This is a genomic window from Acidobacterium capsulatum ATCC 51196 (assembly GCF_000022565.1).
In the GTDB taxonomy this organism is placed as follows: Bacteria; Acidobacteriota; Terriglobia; order Terriglobales; family Acidobacteriaceae; genus Acidobacterium; species Acidobacterium capsulatum.
Window position 1 is genome coordinate 3,567,157 of the sequence record NC_012483.1, and the last position, 24,462, is coordinate 3,591,618.

A 24,462-nucleotide genomic window follows, 5' to 3' on the forward strand; every position below is an offset into this window, starting at 1 on the left:
GCTCAGCGCGCTTCTGCCGACGGCTCAAGAATGATGTCGCAGTCGCGCTCTACATAGCCGAAGCGCATGAACTGATAGCCGCAGAAATCGTGGGTTTCGCTGTAGCCATGCTGCTTTGCGTAGGCCACGATGCGATAGCGGTCGTTCTGCCAGATACTGTTCAGGCCGGCACCGGGCCTTTTCCAGTCGTAACTGACAGCGCTGTCGCGCGGGCTCCAACGGAAGCCGCCGACAACGATGATGCGCGGGCGTTTTGCGATTGCGATGGGGGCATCCCGGTCGATGTGCTGGTGTTTGCTCCATAGCCAGTAGGGCGAGCTCTGGTTGGCGTAGATATTGCGCCGGAAATACGGAAGCACGTTGATGGAGTGATAGTAAAAGCCATCCACGGGGACGCCGGAATACTGCTTGAGGAATGCGGCGGTCGCGGTGCTGGGAGCGGAGGCGGTGCGCGTGCTGCGCCAAAGGGCATGGGCGGTCCAGGCGATCTGTTCGACTGCCATCAGCACCAGCAGGGCGGTGACGATGCGATGCCCGCGCGTCAACGGCTGCGTGGTAGAGGGCCACACCAGCCAGAGCGCGATGAAAAAGCCCATCATCATCATGCCGCAGTGCCTTGGCTCCAGATACATGCTGCTGAAAATCAACACGAGCACCAGATAGGGCAACAAGCCGGGCCATCCCATCGGACCCGCTTCGAGGGTCGGGGGTGTGCGAATGGCCAGCCAGCAGAGCGCGCCGAAGAGCAGGAGTCCGTAAAGGCCCGCGTCTGACAGCGGAAAAGTGATGGTGCCGAGAATGCGCGCGGCTCTTTTGTGGAGAGACTGGAGCGGCGTGCGATGGTGGCGCGGATAGGGTAAGGGAACCAATTGATCCGCCGCGGTAGTGGCCGAAGAGTGGGGCTGGTACTTTGCCGCGAGGGGCCGGCCAAGGAGCTGGGCGTCCATTCTTTTGGCCGATTTGACGATGTTTGTGGCGGCTGGCCAACTGTCATCCGGTGGCGGATATGCCGAAAAAACGGCCACACTGACGCCGGTGAGCAGGATCAACGCCGCTGCGATCCCGGCCGGGTTGCGCCCGAGGCCTGCGACGCCGGACCGGGACCGGGAGCGCCATGCCTGCATCAGGGCTACGGCCGCCAGTCCCAGAGCAGCAAGAAAGCCGTGCAGTGAGATGTTGGCGCACAGGGCCAGAATTACGGCGAGAAGTATGGGACGCTGTGCGCGGTTCCGCAGCAGCGCCGCCGCTGCAAAGCCTAGCGGCGTGAATAACACATAGCTGCGAGCGATGACGGCGTCCTGATAAGCGAGCCAGAAGGTGAGCGGCAACAGCAGGCGCAGTATGGGAGGAAATGGCGACCAGCGCAGGAAAATCGCGATGCCGGCCAGCGCCATGGCTCCCGTCGCCCAGGCCATGCCGGAATAGCTCACGTGAAGCAGAATCAGCAGATGCAGGAAGCAGTGCCACAGAGCGGGGCTGCCCTCATAGCGCACCCCATGCGCCACAATCTGCCAGAAGCCCATGGAGCGGGCGATCAGCCACGCCTGTGCTTCGTCAGCCCACGGGTCGTGCCATAACAATCCAATGCTAACTACGGCAGCGTCAAGCAGCAGAGCCAGCGTGTCCCAACCGCTCCAGCGGCGAGGCCTGTCGCCGGCCTCGGCAGAGCGCTCCATCCAGCTCATGCGTATAAATACGTCTCCTACATTCCCGTGGGAAGTTCAGTTGTCTGAGCCGATTCTATACATGCTCAAAGCCAGATTGCCATGCGGGAAGGTAAATACTCCGATGGTTGACTTAGGGCGATAACGTAAGTTGATGAAACGCAAGGTGTAGGAAGGTGGAGCGCGGAGGGTCTGGCGGGACGAGCATGCCCGAGCGGGGGCGGTTTTGCGCCTCGGGGCCGGCCGTGAGCCTTTTGGGTTGCCCTGCGCATCCAATATGGGTAACATAAGAGAATTGCAGGAAAGGTCTTTTCGAGTCATGCCAAAGCAGAATATTCATCCGAACTACAACGAAATTCATGTCAAGTGCGCCTGCGGGAACGACTTTACGACGCGCTCGACCCATCGTGGTGACATCCACGTGGAAATCTGCTCGGCTTGCCACCCGTTTTTCACCGGTAAGCAGAAGCTGATCGACACCGCGGGCCGCGTGGAGCGCTTCCGCCGCAAGTACGCCAAGGTCGAAGCCGCCAAGTAACGCGCCGGCGCAGCACAGAACCCAGAAGCCTCCGCGTTGGCGGAGGCTTCGACGTGTTTGCCGGGAATGCAGGGCCTCTTCGATGAAGAAGCGATCGATGAAGAAGCAGTGGGACAATCCGGTCGAGTACACCATGCCGGAGGGCGTGCGCGTGCCCGCGTCGATGGATATCGGCGGGGTGGTGGTGGCTCCGGCAACGGTGCTGGCGCCCATGGCGGGGGTGACGGATACGGTGTTCCGCCGCTTCATCCGGAACGCGAGCCTGTTTGCCGAGGGCGGCGCGGGCGCGGCGAATGTGGACCGCGAGGTGACCAACCAGCAGTCCGGCTGCGGGCTCATCATGACCGAGTTCACCTCGGCGGATGGGTTGTCGAAGATGCGCGAGTCCAAGCGCAAGCGCTACCTCACGTTTTATGAGGACGAGCATCCCATTGCGGCGCAGCTTTTCGGGTCGAATCCGGAGACGCTGGCCGAGGGGGCGCGCATTGTGGAAGACACCGGCTTTGACATGGTGGACCTGAATCTTGGCTGCCCGGCCAAGCGCGTAGTGGCGTGCAACGGCGGCAGCGGCCTGCTGCGCGACCTGCCGCTGATTGCGAAGATATTTGAAGCAGTGCGCGGGGCGGTGAAGATTCCTTTCACGGTCAAGTTCCGGCTGGGCTGGAACGATCAGCACATCATTTGCGTTCCGCTGGCGCGGCTGGCCGAAGAAAGCGGGCTGAATGCCGTGTCACTGCATGCTCGCACGCGCGAGCAGGGCTACTCCGGTCAGGCACGGTGGGAGCACATTGCGGAAGTGAAGGATGCGGTGCGGATTCCGGTGATTGGCAACGGCGATGTGCGCACGCCGGAAGATGCCTGCGCGCTGGTGGCGAAGACGGGCTGCGACGGGGTGATGATTGGCCGTGCGGCTCCGGCGAATCCGTGGATTTTTCGCCAGATTGCACAGTACACGGCGACGGGCCGCTATGACGAGCCCAGCGAGGCGGATCGCTACCAGATGATTCGCACCTACTTTGAGATGCTGCTCGACGAGGGCCGCGAAGATGAGCATGCCTCGCGTGCGGCCGAGGGCAAGATGAAGCAGTTTGCCTCATGGTTCACGCATGGAGTGCCGGGTGGTGCGGGGTTGCGCAAGTCCATTTATGAGGCAAAGACGGGGCCGAAGATTCTGGATGCGGTGGAGCGGTTTTTTGAGACGCGCCTGAGCGGGGAAGCGCTCGAGCCGTTGCAGCGGATGGAAGATGTGCCGGAGGATTTTCCGGCTATGGATTCGGCCGCCTGCGCAGGATGACGCGCGGCGTCGTTCGCCAGTGCTCGTCGAGGCCGATGACCTGCCACTCGATTTCGCGGGAAAGATACTGCAGCACGACCGGATAGGTAGGGTGCAGACGGAGCGCGGGCGCGATCAGGTAAAGCATTGGATCGTCCTGGGATAACTCGATTCCGGTAAAGTAGCCATGACGTTGCAGCTCGCCGGAGCGATGCAACGTGCGCACGCGCATCCAGTAGTCGAGCGCCTGCAAGGGCAGGTGCGGGTCTTCTTCGGCTTTCAACTCCATCACGACGAGACGGCCATTCCGTGTGACGGTCAGCAGGTCCATGAGGCCGCGATCGGCCGCGGAGAGAGCGGGCACCTGCTCATAGAGAAAATCGCCGCGCAGCATGGGGTCGATTACGCCGGGATGCTGGCGCAACTGCGATTCCAGCCACGGTTCCGGCTGCATGCGATAGAGCGGATTGCGCAGGTTGCCACCGGGTTTGCGGTCTTCAGCCAGGCGCGCGGCCAGATCGAGAAGCCAGGATGCGGTCTCTTCTGTGAGTTCTGTTTCACTGCGGCCCGCGCCGAAGGTGATACGGTCGGCGAGGCGAAAGCTGCCTGGCAGTGGCTCATGGCGCACGCGTGCATATTCTAGGCCATGCAGCAGAAGCGCGACTTCAGTGGCAGAGCGCGGGCGAATCTCGGTGCGAGTGCGCAGGGATTCGGGCAACTGATCGAGCAGAGACTGAAGTCCCTCGCGCATGCGCGCCATGGCTGCCTCGGGATCAAAGGCGTGCCTCACTTCCATGGCAAGATTGCCCGTGTCGGTGATTTCCAAAGGCGTCAGCTCGTCGTTGTCTTCGCTCAGCTCGTAGAGTTCCCACTTTGCCAGATCGCGGCTGAGCCACCGCATGCGTTCGCGTGCGCCCTGGGCCATGCCGCGCGGCAGGAACAGACGCAGCCCTTCGACGACCCGCTTTTTTGCGAGGCGTTCGCGGCAGGCCTGCAGCCATAAAATGCCCAGCGTGACGGCGTTGGTGATGGTGGACGCATCTTCCTGCGCGTTGACGCCGAGCACTGCCCAGGCTGAGGGTCCGCGCGCGAGCAGTCCGCGCGCGTAGGCGGGGCCGAGGCTTTGCTCCATGTCGAGCGCGGTGGAGAAGGATTCAGGAGTGCCTTCAAAGTGGGAGGTGACCACGCGCTGGAGCCGCTGCAAATATTGACGCCGGCTGGAGTCGCGCGCCGTGGGGGTGCGGCGCTCCTGCTCGGCGAGCATGAGCAGTGACTGCGGCCTGGTCTGGCCGAAGCGGCGTGTCTCGATGAGCAGCGAGTTGCTTCTTGCGCGCATGCCGGTCACGGTGCGCACCAGATTGCGCTGATCAGACCAAAGGTGCAGCATGCAGCGGTTATGCTCACTCGTGACCGAGTAGCGGGCCAGCCGCATGTCGAAGAGCATCGCGCCTTCTTCGAGCACGGCGGCGGAGGGATGCTCGGCGAGGAAGGCTTCCAGGCGCTGGGCGAGTTCTAATGGCGTGAGGGCGGCGGGTGCTTGCGTGATCATGATGGATCTAAAACCCGTGGCCTCGATGTCTGCGCATCGGTGAGGCGGCACGGAAAAGTAGCACGCGAGTCTGGGAGAAAAAACGCGGCGAAGGGTGAATGCTTCGCCGCGCTGAGGTCACTATAGCGGAAGTGAATTGCGTGCGGCAGGTTACTTTGATTCCGTTGCTTCGCTCGCGCGCAGATCGCGGTCGCGCACGCCGATGAGATAAAGCAGACCATCCAGGCCGAGCCATGAGATGGACTGGCTGGCCTGCTGGCGCACGCGCGGCTTGGCGCGATAAGCAATGCCCATGCCGGCCACGCTGAGCATGGGAATGTCGTTGGCTCCGTCACCGACGGCAACGACCTGTTCGAGAGAGATGCTCTCGCGCCCGGCAATCTCTTTGAGCAGCGCGGCTTTGCGCTCGCCATTCACAATGGGCGGAATCACGCGGCCGGTGACCGTGCCATCTATGATTTCGAGATCATTGGCGTACACGTAGTCGATGCCAAGTTTCTGTTGCAGGTGGTTGGCGAAGAACTTGAATCCGCCGGAAAGAATGGCGGTTTTGTAGCCGAGACGGCGCAGCGTGCGGATGAGGCGCTCCGCACCCTCGGTCAGCGGAATGGCATCGAGCAACGTGTAGACCCGCTCGGCCGGAAGGCCTTTGAGCAAGCTGACACGGCGTGTGAAGCTCTCGTCAAAGTTGAGTTCTCCGCGCATGGCGGCCTCAGTGATCTTCACGACTTCATCGCCGACACCGGCCATTCGCGCCAGCTCGTCGATAACTTCGCCCTGGATCAGCGTCGAGTCCATATCAAAGGCAAAGAGGCGGCGATTGCGGCGGAAGATGCTCTCATGCTGGAAGGCGATATCGACAGAGAGCTCTTCAGCGGCGGCGGTGAACTCCGCGCGCATGGCTGCCTCGCGTGAGAGGTCGCCGCTGGCAGAGATCTCAATGCAGGCGTTGGCCGCGATGTCAGAAGCAATGTGCTGCGTGAGCGGCTCAATGCGATAGACGTTGAACGCGTGCGCCGCGAGGATGGCGCTGACTCGCGCGAGATGCCGTGCAGTGACAGTGCGGCCAAGGATGGTGATGAGAAAGTGGGGCTGGTAGGAGTCATGCAGCCAGCGTTCGAGCGACTCCTGCGAGACCGCGGAGAAAGATGGCTCGAGGCGGAGATCGCGCGCATGCTCAGTGAGCGTGATCTTGAGCGAGGTGACGCTCTTGCTTGCCGGTATCTCGATGAGTATGCCGAGGGCGAGCGTCTCGTGCACGACCGCCTGGCCGATGTCGAGGATGTTAACGTCGTGAGCCGCCAGCACATGCGTGAGATCGGCAGTCAGCCCGGGCCGGTCAGGCCCGGAGAAGTGAATCAGCAAGTAAGAAGGGGTGGACTCTGCGCTCATATCTGTCCCGAATATACCGGACGAGAGGAGCCGATGACACACAGGATCGCATCCAAGCTCCCGACATTGGACGCTGATGCCGTGGGAGGGTTAGGCGGCGAGGTGGTGGGATTAGTTTTCCCGCGGAAATAATTGAGCTTGTGCAGGCAACTCGCAGAGATACGGAAGATATGGAATTTTGTGTCAGCTGCAAACAACATTTTCCGCCATGGTTCCATCCGATGAGCAGATGTATTCCGGGCGCAGTGCGGGCGTGACGCAAAGCTATCAGTACCACACGGCGGCGAGCACTAGAACGAACGGCTAATGCATAAGTGGTTACTCGAAGGGAGAACAAATGCTTCTCGTCATCTTGATTATTCTGTTGTTGGTATTTGGTTTTGGCGGATACAGAATGGGCCCCGGTGTTGGATATTACGGCGGCGGCGGCATCAGTCTGATCCTGTTGATTCTGATTATTCTGCTTCTGTTGCGAGTGATCTGACGGGTTCACCGGCATTGCTTTGATGATGAAAGGCCAGAGTTTTAAACTCTGGCCTTTTGGTTTGGCAGGGATGCCTCACAAGTGTACGGAGGCGGGATAACCCGGCTCAGTGGCTGCAGCATCTTTTGTGAAGCAGGAGACAAGAATTATGAGAGAAGAACCAGACAGCTTGAAAACCCCCGAGATTGATCAAAAGGAGTTCCCGGGATCGCGAGAATCGGATGAACAGCGCCGAATCGACCAGATTGCGAACGAAATGGCAGAGAAAGGTAACCGTACCGAGCACAAATACGATGAGAATCTGAAAATACCGGCAACTGGACCGGGAGGAATCTCCTGATTCAGCAAAACAAACCGTATGGAACCGGTCAAGTCAAGAAACCCCGCTGTTGTGCAGCGGGGTTTCGATCGTTGAGAGAAGTGGGGACCGGCAGCATCCCGCAGCACGCGTCACATCAATTCTTCGGCTTCTTCTCCGATCCCGGGCCGGGATTGCTGGCATGCACGAGTTCGGGGGTAGACACCGCGCCGAGTGTCATTCTTTGGCGTTCGGTATCGATGCGTCGTGAGCGCCGGAATGGAGGAAGCTTCACGGATGTTCCGGTTTCGAGAGCCTTCATGATTCCCTCAAGAATGCGGACGTCTGCGAAGCCTTCCTCCGCGTCCGGTTCGGGGATTTCTCCGTTCAGAATGCACTCGGAGAAATACTTGAGTTCGCCGCCGAAGTGGTCGGTGTTCTTGAAGGTACGTTCATTCTTTTTTTCGCCAACGGTGGCGACTTGCCTGAGGCCCTGCCCGAACATGTATGCCGGATCGAGTTGAATCGTGCCCTCAGTGCCCACCGCAATGAATGAGTCAGAGGGATTGCCGTAGTAAGAGAGATTGAATTGCGCGAGCCTGTCTTGTGGGAAGCGCAAGGTGACCGCAACTGTGTCATCGAAGTCCTGCGGAAAGCCTGATTGCGGGTGACGGGTTCCGACTGCGGAAACTACTTCGGTGGGTTCGTCTTCAAATATGTAACGGGCCGCATTGACGGGGTAGGGTCCCATGTCAAAGACGGGGCCGGCAAGACTGCCGTGCTTGACGCGATGATTGTCCCGGTCCACGCGCTGCGCAAAGGTGGAAGAAAACAGATGCACCTCGCCAATCTCTCCGTCCCGAATGCGATCGATGGTGTCGAGCGTGGCGGGTTCAAAGTGGAGACGATAAGCGACCATGAGCCTGGCGTTGGAAGACGCCGCGGCATCGAGAATCTCGTTACACTTTTCAACGGAGACTTCGAGAGGCTTCTCCGTGAGCACATGGATTCCCGCTTGCAGTGCCGGAAGGATGAATTCAGAATGACGCCAATTTGGAGTGGAAAGATAGATGGCGTCGAAGGTGCCGGAGGCGATGGCATCAGGAAATTGCTCGTAGCTGAAGACTGCGCTCACACCGTATCTGTCGCCGAGTTGTTTTGCCTTGGTGGCATCCGATGTGACGAGCGCCGTGATCTCAGAATTTCCCGTGTGGTCTACTCCGGGCATCATGTCTTCCTGCGCGATATCTCCGAGGCCGACGATCGCGTAACGGACTTTGGGACCGGATTCGAGCCCTAATGCTTCTTTGATTCCCATGGATATTTCTCCTTCTTCTTTTTGGCTTCAGCGAGCGGCGCGGATGGATTGTGAGAGCGCGCCAAGAGATGTTCGCAGCTACACCTTGGTCGTGAGAGATCTGGCTGTGAGAGCGCCTAAATCAGATCGCGAAAGCAAGTTACCGAGCCTGGCAGCCCTTCTGCTTACTGGGATGCGCAGGCGGAAGTTGAAGTCGAGGGCGCGATCAAGATACACAGCCAAGCCAGAAAAGAAGTCTCACTCCTGAGCAAGTGCTGTAGAGGCGGCGGTGCAGAACCTTATTCAGGGCAGCATGGTTATTGCTCGCATTGCATAGGCTATCAACGTCGTTGCATTTCTATTTCGCACGTTTGATGCGCGGTTCTGCATTTAGACACGAATCAGAAGCTATGTTTCTATTCATCGCATTCGATTGTCGGTGCGCGAGACTGAAAGACTCAGAGAGAGAAAACTCGATTCCGCTGATCTGCTTCCTACAAAGTAGTTGATGGTCATATGCGCTTTATTGCGCCAGAGGAGGTCAATCTGTGGCAGATGCTTCGGATGTCTTGGTAGAACGCCTGATTGCATGGGGAGTCGATACCGTCTTTGGTATCCCCGGGGATGGAATCAACGGAGTATTTGAGGCGCTGCGAAAGCAGAAGGACAGGATCCGCTTTGTGCATATGCGCCATGAGGAGTCTGCAGCTTTTGCGGCGTGCGCCTATGCGAAGTTCACAGGAAGGCTGGGAGTGTGTGTGGCCACTTCGGGGCCCGGCGGCATTCATCTGCTGAATGGTCTGTATGACGCAAAGATGGATGGAGCGCCGGTGCTGGCGATCACCGGCATGCAGCACAGCGATCTGATTGGCACCTTCACGCAGCAGGATGTACAGCTCGACAAGCTGTTTATCGATGTGGCTGTGTATAACGAGCGCGTCATGAGCGGCGCTCACATGGAAAGCGTTGCGGACCTCGCGATTCGCAGCGCATTGAACGCGCGCGGTGTCTCGCACATCACGATTCCCGTTGATGTTCAGGTGCAGGATGCGAACAAAGGACGCTCTTCGCGGGATCCGCAGCATCATACGACCTCAACGCCAGCCTATTTTGATCAGTTGCCGGCACGTGTGGAACTGGAACATGCCGCTGACATTCTGAATCGCGGAAAGAAGATTGCGATCCTCGCCGGACGTGGGGCTCTGCACGCGACGAGCGAACTGGAGGAGATGGCACAGAGGCTCGGAGCGCCCGTGGTGAAAGCTTTGCTGGGCAAAGCATGCGTGCCGGATGACAGTCCTTATACGACTGGTGGTATTGGTCTGCTGGGCACCGCGCCTTCGCAGGATGTGATGGAAGATTGCGACACGCTCTTCATCGTGGGTTCTTCGTACCCTTACATTGAATTTCTGCCCAAGCCGGGCACGGTGAAATGCGTTCAAATTGACGTCGATGCGCAGAGAATCGGGCTGCGTCATCCGGCGGATGTTGGGCTGGTAGGAGATACCCGCACGTGTCTGCGCGCGCTGCTGCCTTTGCTGAAGGACCACGATGGCAGCTTTTTGAAGAAAGCACAGAAGGCCAAGGCAGATTGGCAGAAGCTGCTCGAAGAGCGTGGCACTCGCGACGACAAACCGATGAAGCCCCAGGTGATGGGCTGGGAGTTGGGCAAGCGAATCCCTGCAAATGCGATAGTTACGTCGGATTCCGGGACGATTACGACGTGGTGGGCGCGCTATGTGCCGGCGCTTCGCGGCCAGAAGCATAGCTGCTCGGGAAATCTAGCGACGATGGCCTGTGGGCTGCCGTATGCGATTGGTGCAGCGGTTGCGTATCCTGACCGGCCTGTTTACTGCATTATCGGCGATGGCGGTTTGAGCATGCTGATGGGTGAACTTATCACCGTTGCTGCTTACAAGCTCAACATCAAGATCGTAGTCATCAAGAACAATACGTTGGGGCAGATCAAGTGGGAGCAGATGGTGTTTCTGGGCAATCCAGAGTATGCGTGCGATCTGTATCCGGCTGATTTCAGCGCCATCGCCCGGGGTGCGGGACTGGACGCTATCCGCATCGAGGATGCCAAGACGTGCGGATCACAGCTCGATCTTCTAGCCAACAAAAAAGAGCCGGTCCTGATTGAAGCGGTGGTGGATCAATTTACTCCGCCGATGCCCGCCAAGATTAAGGCGTCGCAAGCGCTCAAGCTCGGGGAAGCGCTGGCGCGGGGTGAGCCGAATGCGACCAGAATTGCTCTCACGAATGCGTATGACAAGGTGAGGGAACTGGTTTAGGGAGTCGTACCCGAGGATTCTGAACACGTAACCGTAGACGGTGCAAATAGATTTGCTGCGTCCAGAAGATAGAGGATGGGGATGGGAATGCCGGAAATGCTCATTGAGAAAGTTGAGATTGCGGCATTCACCATTCCCACCGATGCGCCAGAAGCAGATGGAACTCTATCGTGGGATTCCACGACGCTCGTGCTGGCAGAGATCAGGGCTGGCGGGCAGATGGGTACGGGTTACACCTATGCTCATCCGGCAGCGGCAGCCATGGCGAAACACCTCGCAGAGACCTGCCTGGAGGGGAAGCCGGCATTCGATATTCCGGCATTACACGCAGCCATGTTTGGCAAGGTTAGGAACAATGGTCAACAGGGCCTTTGTGCCATGGCGATTTCGGCGCTCGATGTTGCTTTGTGGGATCTCAAGGCGCGCTTGCTGGATGTTTCGCTGACGCGGTTGCTGGGGCAGAGAAGAAGCTCAGTGGAGGCGTACGGCAGCGGAGGATTTACTTCATACTCGGATGCGCAACTGCGCGCGCAACTCGGCGGTTGGGCTGAGGCAGGCTTGCGCAGCGTGAAGATGAAGGTCGGGTCGGAGCCTGTCGAGGACCCGCGTCGCGTGCGAGTTGCGCGCGAGACTATCGGACCGGATACCGAGCTGTTCGTCGATGCCAATGGGGCCTATTCCGCGCGACAGGCGGTGGCCATGGCGAAGGAGTTCGCAGAGCAAGGCGTGGTTTGGTTTGAGGAGCCGATCAGTTCCGATTATCTGTTGGAGATGAGCCGCGTGCGCGCGGCAGTCGGTTCACGAATGGACATTGCTGCCGGTGAATACGGTTACGATGCTCGCTATTTTCGTCACATGCTGCATGCGGGCGCGGTGGATGTGCTGCAGATGGATGCCACCCGATGCCTGGGATTCACCGGATTTCTACAAGGCGCGGCGATTGCTGCCAGCTTTGGATGCCCCACCTCGGCTCACTGTGCGCCGAGTCTGCACATGCATGTGGGCTGCGCGGCGGAAGGGTTTCGCAATGTCGAATACTTTCATGATCACGTGCGGATAGAGCAGATGCTTTTTGATGGCTTTTTGCCGCAGAAAGACGGGCGGTTGACGCCGGATCTTTCCGCGCCTGGCATGGGGCTGACTTTCAAACACAAGGATGCAAAACAATACGCCGTCTGAGGGAGACGCATGGAAGAAGAACGGGAGGACAACAGGAGCGGACTGCGGAGTGAGAAGGAAGACCACAGTACCGCGTTAACGATGAAACAAGCGGCGAACCTGACAGAAGTAGCTCTCGAGCATATTCGTGATGGGCGCTTTCAACGCAGTCTTTGCCTGATTGCCGCTGGCACGAGTGCTGTCACCGGTCTGGAAGTGGCTTATGAGCACTACAAAGGCAGCTACAGCAATCCGGTGATGTACACGCCAGTGATTCTGAGTGGCGCGGTGAGCGCGGCTGGCGTTCTGGGTTTCTTTAACAAGTGGGCGGCGCGGACGCTGCTGCGTTGGATGTCGTTGATCACGCTCGCCGATGGAGTCATCGGCTTTTTCTTTCATGCGCGAGGCATTGCACGCAAGCCGGGAGGATGGCGATTACCGGTGACGAATATCGTCATGGGGCCGCCGATTGTAGCTCCGCTGTTGTTTGGCACCAGCGCCTATCTGGGCTTCATGGCTTCGTACCTGCGGCGTGAAGACGAAAGGCCGGGCGAGCCGGAGGACGAGGAGCAGAGCGGTCGTAACGGCTGGCGCGAGGAATTGCGCTACGGGCGTTTTCAGAGGCACCTCGCGGTCGTGACCTTTGCGTGGACGCTCTTTTGCGGCTTTGAAACACTTTACTCCCACTACAAGTCCAACTTCAGAATGCGCGTTCAGTGGAGCCCGATCATTCTGACTCCGCTGTTGCTGGCTGGGGCAGCCGGAAGCCTGAAGAGTGAGCGCATCGCCAAGACACTGCTGCCCGCTGCCTCAGCGCTCGCCATGGCGGATGGTTTGATTGGGAGCTTCTATCACGTACGAGGTATCGGCGGCAGGCCTGGCGGCTGGAAGAAGCCGGTGTACAACATCCTGCACGGGCCGCCCATTTTTGCGCCGATGCTGTTTGCCGCGTGCGGATTTCTCGGAATGATGGCCAGCCTTTTACGCAGGGAGAATCGATGACAACGAAACGATCTTTTCCATTTGACTCCGTCCGGGGACGTGAAATTAAAGAGCTGTCACAGCCCGGGTATTACAACGGTTTCAGTGCTCTCGATCAGAAGGAATATTGGGACGAGGCCACGTTGCAAGTGGTGCAAAAGCGTGTAGAGCTGTCGGACCCCATCCGCTTCTTCAATGAAAAAGAGGCTGCCACCATGCAGGCCATTGTGGATCGCCTGGTGCCGCAGGATGACCGTGCGGAGGACCGAACGATTCCTGTTTTGCCGGTGATTGACGGACGGCTCTTCAAGAATCGCCTCAATGGTTTTCGTTACGAAGACATGCCGCCTGATCAGGAAGCCTACCTGAGAGGTGTGCAGGCCATCGATGAGATGGCAATGGGCCGCTACGGGGTCTCTTTTGTGGATGCGTCGGTGCACCAGCAGGAATTACTGCTCAAGTCGCTGCGCGATCAGAAGCCTGATCCCGATCACCACGTGTGGCAGACGATGCCGGTGGGGCGGTTCTGGTCGATGCTGCTTGAGGATTGCGTCACGGCCTACTATGCGCATCCTTGGGCATGGGATGAGATTGGCTTTGGGGGGCCTTCGTATCCGCGCGGCTATATGCGTCTTGAAAATGGTCTGCCAGAACCGTGGGAGAAAGATGAGCGGCGCTATGAATGGAACGCACCCGCGGATTCGGTTTCAGAACTGGAGTTGCCGGGCAACAAGACCTTATCTGGAAACGGAGGCGGACAGTAGAGATGGTATTCTTCAAATCTGAAATGCAGGATGGAAAGCACCGTCTTGGGCCCATGCAATCCATTGAGGTGCCGATGAAGCAGTTCGGCGAAGACGAGACAGTGGATTATTGCATCGTCGGCGTAGGTTCGGCGGGCGGCGTGTTGTTGCAGCGCCTGGCGCGCGCGGGTTTCAAGGTCGTGGGCCTTGAAGCCGGCCCTTTCTGGAATACAGAGAGGGATTGGGTAAGCGACGAGGAGGGTTCGCACGAGCTTTACTGGAACGATCTTCGCATCACCGGAGGCCAGGACCCGCTGGCGCTGGGCTCGAACAACAGCGGCAAGGGCGTGGGCGGCGGCTCGGTGCATTGGGCGGCCTTTACGCCGCGCTTTCATCCATCTGATTTTCGTGTGTACTCAGACGATGGCGTGGGCGCGGATTGGCCCATGTGCTACGAGGATCTGAAGCCCTACTATGAACTGCTCGAACGCGAGATGCCCGTGGCTGGGCCGGCGTACTTTCCATGGGGCGATCCGCACGGCTATACATATTCCCCGCATCCGTCTGGCGGAGTGAGCGATGTGCTGGTACGCGGATGCACCGAGTTGGGGATTCGGACGGTTGCGGGAGGGCCAGTGGCCATTCTGTCTTCGTCGCATGGGGATCGGCCGCACTGCATCTATCGCGGATTTTGTCTGCAGGGCTGCAAGGTGGGGGCCAAGGCCAGCACGCTCATCACGCATGTGCCGGACGCAATCGAACATGGCGCGGAGATTCGCTCATTGTGCATGGCCTCACGCGTGGTGATGCGCGACGATGGACGCGTTGCAGGCGTCGAATACCTGGATCGAAAAGGCAAGCAGCATATGGTGAAGGCGCGCGCCGTGATCGTGGCTGGATACGCGATCGAGACGCCACGGTTGCTGATGAACTCAGCGTGCCCAGGTCATGCGCAAGGACTTGCTAATTCGAGTGGAACACTGGGACGCTACCTGATGGCGCAAGCCGGCAATGTGGTTGCGGGACGATTCGAGCAATTGATTCGCATGTATAAGGCGCCGCCGGCGAATGCACTGACAGAGGAGTTTTACGAGACGGACCCGAAGCGCGGGTTTGCGCGTGGGTTTGCCATTCAGACAGTGGCACCCATGCCCGTCGCCTTTGCCAAGCACATGATGAACGCTCTGGGAGCGTGGGGCTGGGGCATGCGCCGCGTGATGATGGACTACAACCACTGGGCGGCCTTTGGCGTGCTTGGTGAGATATTGCCCTGGGATGACAACCGCGTGGAACTTGCGGAGGCGAAGGACCAGTATGGTTTGCCGGTGGCCAAGGTGACCTTTAACCTGCATGACAATGACAAGAAGCTGATTGAGTTTGCAAAAAACAAGGCCATGGATGTCATGAAGGCGGCGGGTGCGGATCTGGTGGTGCAGGAGGCGCGCTACGCCCACTTGGTGGGCGGTGCGCGCATGGGCGATAATCCGGCGACTTCTGTCGTGGATAAATTCGGGCGCACGCACGATATCCCGAACCTGTTTATTTGCGACGGCAGTATTCTGCCCACGCAGGGATCGGCAAATCCCGGACTGACGATTCAGGCGTTGGCGGCCCGCACGGCGGATTACCTGATTCGGGAAGGGGAAGATATCTTCTTCACCAACCGGCGCAATATGGAAGAGCCTCACACGAGACACGATCTGAGTCCAAAATACACGGCGATGCGGGGCAATCCGCGGATTACGTAGCGAATACGGTTACATAAATGCGCTTCGATAATTAGGGCCGCGGTGTTTTGAGATGCCGTGGCCCCATTGCATGAAGGAAGAAAGTGTTAGCGGCGATTTCTACATTTGCGGCTATGATGCTGGAAGCATGGTCAGAAAGTCCGCCTCAAAATCCAGAAGTCCCCGGCGTGAGAGCTGGTGGCGAACCACTTTGCGGTGGGTTGTCGCGACTGTGGTTTGTCTCTGGTTGCTGGCGGCGCTGATGCTGGTGGCGGCCAAATGGATCAATCCGCCCACGACGGCTGTGCATATGGAGCGAAGAGTCGAGGCCTGGGTTCATCATCGGCCCTATCGTCTGCGTTATGAATATGAGCCGCTCAGCCGCATTTCACCGAATCTGCAGCATGCGGTCATTGCGGCCGAAGATGCGCGCTTTTACCAGCACCACGGATTTGATTGGCATGCGATGGAGTCCGCGGCCCAGCATGATATGGATGGGGGACGGCTGCGCGGCGGCTCCACGCTCGATCAGCAATTGGTGAAGAATCTATTCTTCGGAACAGGCCGCTCGATTGTGCGCAAGGTTGCGGAAGCATCTCTCGTTCCGGTGGCGGAACTGGTGCTGGGCAAGCGCCGCATTCTGGAGTTGTATCTGAATGAAGTGGAGTGGGGGCCAGGCGTCTACGGTGCGCAGGCGGCGTGCGTGTACTACGACCACACCACAGCGCGCAGCGTGAGCCGTGATGAGGCTGCCAGACTGGCCGCGATCCTGCCGGCTCCGCTCAAGTGGAAGCCGCAACGAATGAACTGGTACAGCGCGATTATTCTGAAGCGGATGCGGCAGATGGGCTGGTAACGGGGAAGAAAAGCTGATGCCCAGCGTATATCCGAAATGGAGAAATGAAAGGCCGGCTTCCGCCGGCCTTCTGTCTTTATATGAGTTAATTCTTTTCGCCCGAGTTCAGCTTAGGCAGCTCCGAGCCGTGGCTGAGGGTGATCAGCCCGGACTTGGCATAGGTCAGCAGCTTCTCTCGCGTGTCTGTGATATCAAGATTGCGCATGGTGAGCTGGCCGATGCGATCGCGCGGCGAGAAGGTGCTTTCACCTTTCTCCATGGTGAGGCGCTCGGGCTTGAAGGTCAGGTTAGGCGAGTCGGTGTTGAGAATGGAATAGTCATTGCCGCGCCGCAACTCGAGCGTGACCTCGCCGGTGATGGGGCGCGCGACCCAGCGCTGTGCGCTCTCGCGCAGCATGATAGCCTGCGAGTCAAACCAGCGGCCCTGGTAGAGCAGGCGGCCCAGCTTGCGGCCGTTTTCGTGGTATTGCTCGATGGTGTCTTCATTGTGAATGCCGGTGATCAGGCGTTCATATGCGGCAAAGAGCAGGGCCATGCCCGGAGCCTCATAAATGCCGCGGCTCTTGGCCTCGATGATGCGGTTCTCGATCTGGTCGCTCATGCCGAGGCCATGGCGTCCGCCGATGCGGTTGGCCTCAAGCATCAGCTCAACCGGATCGGCATAGGTGGTGCCGTTGAGCGCTACGGGGAAGCCCTCTTCAAAGCGCACCGTGACCTCCTCGGCCTTGACGGCTACATCGTCACGCCAGAAGGCCACGCCCATGATGGGCTGCACAATGCGAATGGAAGAGGAGAGTAGCTCAAGGTCTTTGGCCTCGTGCGTGGCGCCGAGAATGTTCGAGTCTGTGGAGTAGGCCTTCTCGGCTGACATTTTGTAGTCGAAGCCGCTCTTCTGCAGGAACTCTGACATTTCGGCGCGGCCGCCCAACTCATCAATAAAGGCGGAGTCGAGCCAGGGCTTGTAGACCTTCAGGTCAGGATTGACGAGTAATCCGTAGCGATAAAAGCGCTCGATGTCATTGCCCTTGAAGGTAGAGCCATCTCCCCAGATGTTGACGTCATCTTCCTTCATGGCGGTCACCAGCATGGTGCCGGTCACGGCGCGGCCAATGGGCGTGGTATTGAAATAGGTGACGCCCGCCGTGGTGATGTGGAATGCGCCCGACTGCAGGGCGGCGATGCCTTCGCGCACCAGCGGTTCGCGGCAATCGATGAGGCGGGCGATTTCTGCACCGTATTCGAGAGCCTTGCGAGGAATCGCCTCGTAATCGGTCTCGTCGGGCTGGCCGAGGTTTGCCGTGTAGGCGTAGGGAAGCGCGCCCTTCTGCTTCATCCAGTGCAATGCGGCGGAAGTGTCGAGACCGCCAGAGAAAGCAATGCCGACCTTTTGGCCGGTGGGCAGGTGTTCCAGAATCACAGACATGGTGCGGCTAACCTCAAGTGGAGCAGGAGTGGAGTTCCTCATTGATTTTACGGCAGCGGCTCCTTAAGAATGCCAGCCGCGCCCGGTGTGTTGTGCATGCAACCGTATATTGAAATCATGCTGACTCTTGCTTGCCGCTCCCTGTCGAAAGCTCTGTTGCCACTTGCGCTCTCTGCCTGCCTGACCTCGGCCGGGCTGGCTGCGCCTATTTCGGTACATCCGGTGACGCAGCCGCCAGTGCTGCATCCTTTGGCAATGCAGACGGGCGGGCGCATGCTCATCACACCTGAGGCCAATGCGGCTGAGTTTGGGGGTGAGCAATACACATCGCAGTGGCCGGGCAGCTATTTTCGCGCGGCTTTCAAAGGCAGAGATGTGTATTTTCGTGTGGGCAAGGCGCATGAGATTTTGCACATCCGGGTGGATGGGCAAAAGGTGGGCATGCTGGTGAAGCCGGTGCCGGGCGTTTATGAAATAGACGGGTTGAGCGATGGACCCCACACGGTGGGGGTCTACGTCGCCACTGAAAGCCAGTCTGGGCCAAACACCTTTGATGGATTCGCGATTCCCGCAGGTGAGAAAGGGCTGCGCGTGCCGCGACAGAAGCGCCAGATCGAGTTCATTGGCGACTCCTACACGGTGGGGTACGGGAATCTTTCCCCCACGCGCACCTGCACCACGCAGCAGGTGTGGGCCCGCACGGATGATACGCAGGCCTTCGGTCCTCGGGTGGCCAGGCACTATCACGCGGCTTATCAGGTGAATGCGATCTCAGGGCGCGGCGTGGTGCGCAATTACAACGGCTTTGCCGCTGACACGGTTCCCGAAGCGTATCCGTACACTCTGTTCAACAAGCAGCAGCGGTATGAAAACCCTGCATGGAAGCCGCAGGTGATCGTGGTTGGGCTTGGCACCAATGACTTCACCACGAAGCTGCATGCCGGCGAGCCGTGGAAGACGCGCGCCGCGCTGCATGCGGACTATGAAGCTACGTATGCGAAGTTTCTGCAGTCGTTGCGCGCCCGTCATCCCCACGCGCTCATGATCGTCTGGGCCGCCGATGTTGCCAAAGGAGAAGTCGCTGCTCAGGCCAGCAAGGTGGTCGATCACCTGCAGGGGCAGGGAGACAAGCGCATTGTCTTTGCGGAGATTCGTGGACTCCAGTTCCATGCGTGCGATTCGCATCCGACGCTGCAGGATGACAAGGCGATCGCAGCGAGGCTCATCCAGGTGATTGACGCGCGCAAGGGCGTCTGGCGGCGTTGATGTAAGCCTCAATTTTGATGCGTTGGCTTCGGCTTCAGGGCAGCCGCGGTTTGAGGCGGAGGATCACCTTGCGTTTGCCACGTCTTCTTCCTGCGCTGTCAGCAAGGGCAACACCATCTTCAGAATCACCGGAGCGATCTTCTCGGCCGGGGGATGCTTCGGCGTTTGAAACCACTCCCTGGCGGCGCTGTAGATTGCGGCGCTGGCGGCGGTGGCGCGCATCTGCTCGTCCATGGAAAGGGCCCGCGCCGGGCGGGGCGAGGCTGCTGCGGCGCCCGCCATGCCGGCAGCCAGCACGCGGCGAATGGCTGTGGTAATCGCCTCGTCCACCAGGGGCGCAAAAGCGCTCTGCTTGTTGCAGCGGCCTTCGGCATGACCCTGTACCAGAAAATCGCAGGCCGCCAGAATGATTGCGAGGGCCGCCGAAGGGCAGGTGCCGTCAAAGCTCACATTGCGCTCGGCGAGCAGTTGATGAAAGCCCCCGGCGATGGTCGCCCTCAGCAGGTCGTATTTGTCGGTGTAGTGGTCATAGAAGGTGGCGCGATTGACGGTGGCGGCTTCGGCAATGTCCTGCACAGCGATCTCATCGAAGGCGCGGCTCTGCATCAGCGTAAGCAGCGCGGATTGAAGCATTTGCCGCGTGCGCCGGATGCGTGGATCGCGAACTTCGCAGTCAGAAGCAGGCATGGTCTCTCTTGAGATTAGAGGGGAATGGAGGAAAAAAGAATCTCCTGAATGCGAAGGGTCGTCTACTGAATACGACATATGTCGTTTAACCATCTTATGTTGTTTAGGAGTTTTCGCCTTGTTGACCCTGCTTCGTCTGGATTCGAGTCCGCTGGAAACCTCTGTCAGCCGCGCGCTGACGGACGAATTTGTCGCCGCCTGGAAAGCTGCCCACCCTGATGGGGTGGTGATTGTGCGCGATCTGACGCTGGCTCCGCCGCCGCCGGTCGACGCCGTGTGGATCGGCGCCTGCTTCACTCCGCCGCCGCAGCGCACTGCCGAGCAGAACGACAGGCTCGCGCTTTCGGATGCATTCCTGGAGGAACTGGAGCGCGCCGACGAATATGCGATTGGCGTGGCCATGCATAACTTTTCCATTCCCGCGGTGCTCAAGCTGTGGATCGATCAGGTGGTTCGCGTGGGACGCACCTTTGCCTACTCTGATGGCCGGCCGCAGGGCTTGCTTCAGGGGAAAAAGGCGACCATACTGGCGGCGACCGGTGGAGTCTACTCCGCAGGCACGCCGGCGGAGGGAATGAATTTTCTCGATCCCTACTTGAAAACGGTTCTGGGCTTTCTGGGAGTGCGGGACATCCAGGTGGTCACGGCGGGCGGCACATCGCAGCTACGCAATCCGGATGTGGACCGGGAGGCTTTTCTTGAGCCCGTTCTGCAACGGGTTCGCGAGACGGCCGCCTGAGAGAAGAGCAAGGAGAGAAATAATGAAAGTAATTTCACTGATTGCGCGCATTCTGCTGGGCCTGATGTTTACGGTCTTTGGCCTCAATGGCTTTCTGCACTTTCTGCCGATGGCGATGCCGAAGGGCGTGGCCGGGCAATATATGGGAGTGTTGTTTGTGTCGCACTACCTGGTGGCCGTGTTTGCCGTTCAATTGATCGGTGGCCTTCTGCTGCTGGCGAACCGTTTTGTGCCTCTGGCGCTGACGATTCTGGGTGCGGAGCTGGTCAACATTCTGCTCTTTCACGTGCTGATGGAGCCCTCGGGCCTGCCCATCGCGCTCTTTGCCACGCTGCTCTGGTTCATTACGTTCTTCAGTGTGCGTCAGGCTTTCGCCGGCATCTTCTGGATGAAGGTTCCGGAGCATTCACAGCTATAAGCAGGCTGTTTGTATTACCGCGCTCTGCTCAGGCCGGTGGGGCGCGGCACAGCTCATTTGCCATCCGCACCTCAGGCGGCGTATTGTGGCGGTCAATCGATTTATTTGAGGTGTACGATGCATCGTTTGCCGCGGGCTTTGCCGCGTTTGCTGCTGCGTGGGAGCGCTTCCGCTCTCCTGTTGTGTGGATGTTTTCTGCCCGGTTTCATGCCGCGAGCACAGGCGCAGACAGCCAGTGCGAATGCGCCGCTTCCGATTCCGTCTCCCACGGCTGAGCACCAGAACTTCAAGGTCGCCGTCTACATTCCGGTCAACATTGTTGAGAAGATGCAGGACCCGCATTACCTGGAAAGCACCTGGAAGACCATCTCCAGCCACGTCAAGGTGGACAAGGTCTATATCGAGACCTACCGCAGCCGCAATATCGCGAGCGCGGCCAACCTTGAGCAGGTGAAGAAGTTTTTTCGCGATCATGGTGTGGAGATTGCCGGCGGCATCGCTTTCTCTGACCGCGACAATGGGCAGTTCAAGTCCTTCTGCTATACCAACCCGGCCGACCGTGCGTATGTGAAGCGCGTTTCCGAGTTCACGGCAAAGCACTTCAACCACATCATTCTTGACGACTTCTTCTTCAACAACACCAAGACGCCCTCTGACATCGCGGCGACGGGCAATCAGAGCTGGTCACAGTTCCGTCTGCACCTCATGGATGAGGTCTCGCGCGATCTGGTGGCGGGTGCGGCCAAATCCGTGAACCCAAATGCGCAGGTGGTCATCAAGTTCCCCAACTGGTATCCGGACTTTCACGGCAACGGCTATGACCTCAAGAATGAGCCGAAGATCTTCAGCGGCATCTACACCGGCACGGAGACGCGCGACCCTGTCATCACGGACCAGAACCTGCAGCAGTATGAGAGCTACGAGATCATCCGTTACTTTGACAACGTAGACCCGGGCCACAATGGCGGCGGATGGGTGGATACGTTCTCGATTCGGTATGTGGACCGCTACCCGGAAGAGCTTTGGGACACGATGCTGGCCAAGGCTCCGCAGATCATGCTCTTTGAGTACTCGAATCTGCTGCTGCCTGCCAAGCCTGGCGACCGCGACGCGTGGGCCAATCTGCCCACGAGCTTTGACTACAACAAGCTTTATCCGAATGCCGCGCAGAATCCGCCGGACTTTGCGGCTGTCGCAGGCGATGCGCTGGCTGAGATCGACCCGCTGGTGGGCAAGCTGGGGACGCCGGTGGGCATTGATCTCTACCGGCCCTACTACTCCACGGGCGAGAAGTTTCTAGAGGAGTACTTCGGCATGATCGGCCTTCCGGTCAACGTGGTGCCGGCGTTTCCCAAGGGCGCAAAGATGCTGTTACTGACCAAGTCCGCGCAGGCTGACCCTGACATTGTGAGCGAGATTAAGTCGAACCTGATGGCGGGTGGCGATGTCGTCATCACCTCAGGGCTGCTGAAGGCGTTGCAGCATCGTGGTATTGAGAGCATCGCGGAGTTGAGCACCACCAGCCGCAAGCTGATGATCGATCACTACTGGGGCAACTTTGGCGCGGGCAATGGCGCCGCGCTGGGCGCGACTCCTGGGCAGCGCGAGGTGCTGGTGCCGGCGGTGGACTATGAGACCAACGACGCATGGCCGGTGGTGCGTGGCACTGCGAACGGCCTGGGCGCGCCGCTGCTGCTGATGGATCATTACGGCCACGGCAACCTCTTCGTGCTGACCATCCCGGACGACTTCAACGATCTCTATAACCTGCCGCAGCCCGTGCTTACCTCGATCAAGAGCTACATCATGCAGGATTTTCCTGTGCAGATGAACGCCCCGAGCCAGGTGAGCCTGTTTGCCTATAACAACGGCACCTTTGTGGTGGAGTCTTACCGCAACCACCCCGTCAAGGTGACCCTCTCGGTGCTGGGCAAGGGCAAGCAGCTTGAAAACCTGCTCACTGGCAAGGTGCTGCAGGGCGAGGGAAGCACGCACCGGCACATCTTCCAGATGCCCGGCAACCCGGTGCGCACCAGCTTTACCGTGACGGTGGAGCCGCACAGCTATGTGGGATTCAAAACAGAGTAGCGCACGCGGTCACTGAGAAAGAGCAGATAGCCCGGTATGGCCCGCAGTGGAAGCGGGCCTGCCGGGCTTTTCTCTGCCTGCGCACAGCGCGAAGGGCGCTAACTCAAGTGCCGGATGGCATCCCAGATGTAGTAGCTGAGAATGCCGGCGCCCATGAGGCAGGTGATGGCGGTGGTCAGGTAAACGTACGGGTTGAGCCTGCGGGCCCGGGCAAACATCAGATCCTGCTCCTGCTGCGCATGCTCGGCATTCGCATCGAGGTGGATCTGATCCTCTTCATTGCTCAGCAGCGTGGAACGGTACATGAGCAGCGCGACCAGGATAGTGGCGATTCCGGCCCATACGATCCACAGGATTGGCATCATGTGCATACAACACCTCGTGTTCGGTAGTCGAGCCGGCTCCAGATAACCGGAGGCGAAGTGCAGGACGCCTCGGGGTAGGAGGGGCCGTCGGGAAGCATATTAGTCCTGCACCCGGGGAGTTGCACAGTGATTTTCCACACAATTGTTGACTGGCTGGCAACCTGCATGGATTCGATGAGAATCCATGCCAAGGCAGAGAGCGCGAAGGCTCTGCCGGAGAACAACATGGAAAGCACCACAGGGCGCGCGGCGGCGCGATGGATGGGAATTTGCGGACTGGCGGCGATGTTTATCCTGACGGCGTGCAGCAGCGCCCCGGCCAATCAGCAGCAGAGTGATGCACGCCTGCGCCAGCAGGCGGCGCAGGCCACCGAAAAGGCCAAAGTGGATGCCCGCGTGGCCGCCAAACAGGCGCGGCATGCCGCCAGCGTGGCCGAGCGGAAGATCAATGACGTGGCGCAGGGCGTGCGGGAGGGCATTCGCAAACCCGCGCCCGGAGAGCCCCTGCACCCCGTCAACGTGAACACGGCCAGCCAGGCCGAGCTGGAGACGCTGCCCGGCGTGGGCCACGAGACGGCCGACAGCATTATGGCGCACCGGCCCTATCAAAGCCGCCATGACCTGATCACAAAGGGAGCGATCTCGTCGAGGGAGTACGACCGTCTGGAGGCTGACATCCAGGTGAATTAGGGGCGAATCCTATGCCCGGTTGGGGGCATCATATTGAGTGACAGGCCGTTTTACGCTTGGTGCCCCGGAGGGGTCGGCGTTAAACTGGCAGTAGCATCTTTGGAGGATTTTGACCGATGGCAACCGCAACCGCTGCTCCTGAAACTGTAAAGCCCGCCACCCCGCTGACGCTGACCGACAAAGCGGTCGAGAAGGTGCGGGAGATCATGGCAACGCAGGACCCCCTGCCGTCCGGGCTGCGCATCGGCGTGGTCGGCGGCGGATGCTCCGGCTTTCAATATTCCATGTCGTTTGAGAACCAGGCCGGCATGATGGACAAGGTGCTGAGCTTTGACAATCTCAAGGTCTACGTAGACGCAACCTCGATGATGTACCTGAGCGGCTGCGTGGTCGATTACGTGGAGACGCTCGAAGCCGCTGGCTTCAAGTTTGAGAACCCCAGCGTGAAGAGCACCTGCGGCTGCGGTTCTTCCTTCAGCGTGTAAGCATTCGCGAATTTCTGAAAGACAAAAGGCTCGCTGCGGCGAGCCTT

At 59.2% G+C, this 24,462-nt stretch carries 23 protein-coding genes; 16 read left to right on the forward strand and 7 right to left on the reverse strand.

Annotated features, from left to right (window positions below; genetic code table 11):
- Positions 1-2 precede the first annotated feature (2 nt).
- Entirely contained in the window at positions 3-1,685 is a 1,683-nt protein-coding gene (locus ACP_RS14630) for a hypothetical protein (RefSeq protein ID WP_015898129.1), read from the reverse strand.
- A gap of 298 nt (positions 1,686-1,983) precedes the next feature.
- On the opposite strand from ACP_RS14630, the gene rpmE reads away from it, so the two are divergent.
- Positions 1,984-2,202, forward strand: coding sequence for a 50S ribosomal protein L31 (gene rpmE / locus ACP_RS14635; RefSeq protein ID WP_015898130.1), 219 nt, complete (start codon positions 1,984-1,986; stop codon positions 2,200-2,202).
- 97 nt (positions 2,203-2,299) lie between these two features.
- Positions 2,300-3,496: a tRNA dihydrouridine synthase DusB gene (gene dusB / locus ACP_RS14640; protein ID WP_015898131.1), complete on the forward strand. Its 1,197-nt coding sequence runs from the start codon at positions 2,300-2,302 to the stop codon at positions 3,494-3,496.
- On the opposite strand, the gene ACP_RS14645 is transcribed toward dusB, so the two are convergent.
- The gene (locus ACP_RS14645; protein ID WP_041839623.1) at positions 3,468-5,024 is read right to left on the reverse strand and encodes a PDDEXK family nuclease; all 1,557 of its coding nucleotides are present in this window, start codon (positions 5,022-5,024) and stop codon (positions 3,468-3,470) included. The genes dusB and ACP_RS14645 overlap by 29 nt on opposite strands.
- Before the next feature lie 150 nt (positions 5,025-5,174).
- Positions 5,175-6,416, reverse strand: coding sequence for a phosphoserine phosphatase SerB (gene serB, locus ACP_RS14650; RefSeq protein WP_041839624.1), 1,242 nt, complete (start codon positions 6,414-6,416; stop codon positions 5,175-5,177).
- A 337-nt stretch (positions 6,417-6,753) separates the two neighbouring features.
- Here serB and ACP_RS17810 point away from each other — a divergent pair, with 337 nt between their 5' ends.
- On the forward strand, positions 6,754-6,900 hold the full coding sequence (locus ACP_RS17810) for a DUF3309 family protein (protein ID WP_015898134.1): 147 nt from the start codon (positions 6,754-6,756) through the stop codon (positions 6,898-6,900).
- A gap of 109 nt (positions 6,901-7,009) precedes the next feature.
- The gene (locus tag ACP_RS14655; RefSeq protein WP_169305991.1) at positions 7,010-7,240 is read left to right on the forward strand and encodes a hypothetical protein; all 231 of its coding nucleotides are present in this window, start codon (positions 7,010-7,012) and stop codon (positions 7,238-7,240) included.
- A gap of 115 nt (positions 7,241-7,355) precedes the next feature.
- Here ACP_RS14655 and ACP_RS14660 read toward each other — a convergent pair whose 3' ends face one another.
- A complete protein-coding gene (locus ACP_RS14660; RefSeq protein WP_015898136.1) occupies positions 7,356-8,516 on the reverse strand; it encodes a Gfo/Idh/MocA family protein in 1,161 nt (386 codons plus the stop codon).
- Between the two features lie 527 nt (positions 8,517-9,043).
- On the opposite strand from ACP_RS14660, the gene ACP_RS14665 reads away from it, so the two are divergent.
- The 6 genes from ACP_RS14665 (at position 9,044) to mtgA (ending at position 16,254) form a co-directional block, all read left to right on the forward strand.
- Complete coding sequence (locus ACP_RS14665) at positions 9,044-10,789, forward strand: thiamine pyrophosphate-dependent enzyme (protein ID WP_015898137.1); 1,746 nt, start codon at positions 9,044-9,046, stop codon at positions 10,787-10,789.
- An 87-nt stretch (positions 10,790-10,876) separates the two neighbouring features.
- Positions 10,877-11,968, forward strand: coding sequence for an enolase C-terminal domain-like protein (locus ACP_RS14670; RefSeq protein WP_148215175.1), 1,092 nt, complete (start codon positions 10,877-10,879; stop codon positions 11,966-11,968).
- Between the two features lie 9 nt (positions 11,969-11,977).
- Entirely contained in the window at positions 11,978-12,949 is a 972-nt protein-coding gene (locus tag ACP_RS14675) for a hypothetical protein (RefSeq protein WP_148215176.1), read from the forward strand.
- The gene (locus ACP_RS14680; RefSeq protein ID WP_015898141.1) at positions 12,946-13,692 is read left to right on the forward strand and encodes a gluconate 2-dehydrogenase subunit 3 family protein; all 747 of its coding nucleotides are present in this window, start codon (positions 12,946-12,948) and stop codon (positions 13,690-13,692) included. Before ACP_RS14675 ends, ACP_RS14680 begins: the two co-directional genes overlap by 4 nt.
- A 53-nt stretch (positions 13,693-13,745) precedes the next feature.
- The gene (locus tag ACP_RS14685; RefSeq protein ID WP_148215314.1) at positions 13,746-15,419 is read left to right on the forward strand and encodes a GMC family oxidoreductase; all 1,674 of its coding nucleotides are present in this window, start codon (positions 13,746-13,748) and stop codon (positions 15,417-15,419) included.
- A 127-nt stretch (positions 15,420-15,546) separates the two neighbouring features.
- Positions 15,547-16,254, forward strand: coding sequence for a monofunctional biosynthetic peptidoglycan transglycosylase (gene mtgA, locus ACP_RS14690; RefSeq protein ID WP_015898143.1), 708 nt, complete (start codon positions 15,547-15,549; stop codon positions 16,252-16,254).
- Positions 16,255-16,339: 85 nt separating this feature from the next.
- Here the strand turns inward: mtgA and argG are convergent, their stop codons facing one another.
- On the reverse strand, positions 16,340-17,677 hold the full coding sequence (gene argG, locus ACP_RS14695; protein ID WP_015898144.1) for an argininosuccinate synthase: 1,338 nt from the start codon (positions 17,675-17,677) through the stop codon (positions 16,340-16,342).
- A 117-nt stretch (positions 17,678-17,794) separates the two neighbouring features.
- Between argG and ACP_RS14700 the strand changes: the two genes are divergently transcribed.
- Entirely contained in the window at positions 17,795-18,943 is a 1,149-nt protein-coding gene (locus ACP_RS14700) for an SGNH/GDSL hydrolase family protein (protein ID WP_083770631.1), read from the forward strand.
- Between the two features lie 63 nt (positions 18,944-19,006).
- Here the strand turns inward: ACP_RS14700 and ACP_RS14705 are convergent, their stop codons facing one another.
- Positions 19,007-19,630 (reverse strand): TetR family transcriptional regulator, encoded by a 624-nt coding sequence (locus ACP_RS14705; protein WP_015898146.1) that lies wholly within the window; start codon positions 19,628-19,630, stop codon positions 19,007-19,009.
- Positions 19,631-19,748: 118 nt separating this feature from the next.
- Between ACP_RS14705 and ACP_RS14710 the strand changes: the two genes are divergently transcribed.
- From ACP_RS14710 to ACP_RS14720, 3 genes are all read left to right on the forward strand, one after another.
- On the forward strand, positions 19,749-20,369 hold the full coding sequence (locus tag ACP_RS14710; RefSeq protein WP_015898147.1) for an FMN-dependent NADH-azoreductase: 621 nt from the start codon (positions 19,749-19,751) through the stop codon (positions 20,367-20,369).
- 22 nt (positions 20,370-20,391) lie between these two features.
- Positions 20,392-20,787, forward strand: coding sequence for a hypothetical protein (locus ACP_RS14715; protein WP_015898148.1), 396 nt, complete (start codon positions 20,392-20,394; stop codon positions 20,785-20,787).
- A gap of 207 nt (positions 20,788-20,994) precedes the next feature.
- Positions 20,995-22,875: a hypothetical protein gene (locus ACP_RS14720; protein WP_052294837.1), complete on the forward strand. Its 1,881-nt coding sequence runs from the start codon at positions 20,995-20,997 to the stop codon at positions 22,873-22,875.
- Positions 22,876-22,973: 98 nt separating this feature from the next.
- Here the strand turns inward: ACP_RS14720 and ACP_RS14725 are convergent, their stop codons facing one another.
- On the reverse strand, positions 22,974-23,240 hold the full coding sequence (locus ACP_RS14725; protein ID WP_148215177.1) for a hypothetical protein: 267 nt from the start codon (positions 23,238-23,240) through the stop codon (positions 22,974-22,976).
- A gap of 225 nt (positions 23,241-23,465) precedes the next feature.
- Between ACP_RS14725 and ACP_RS17470 the strand changes: the two genes are divergently transcribed.
- Positions 23,466-23,930 carry a ComEA family DNA-binding protein gene (locus tag ACP_RS17470; protein ID WP_015898150.1) on the forward strand — a complete coding sequence of 155 codons (465 nt, stop codon included), beginning with the start codon at positions 23,466-23,468 and terminating at the stop codon, positions 23,928-23,930.
- A gap of 116 nt (positions 23,931-24,046) precedes the next feature.
- Entirely contained in the window at positions 24,047-24,415 is a 369-nt protein-coding gene (locus tag ACP_RS14735; protein WP_015898151.1) for a HesB/IscA family protein, read from the forward strand.
- The last annotated feature ends 47 nt before the right edge of the window (positions 24,416-24,462 follow it).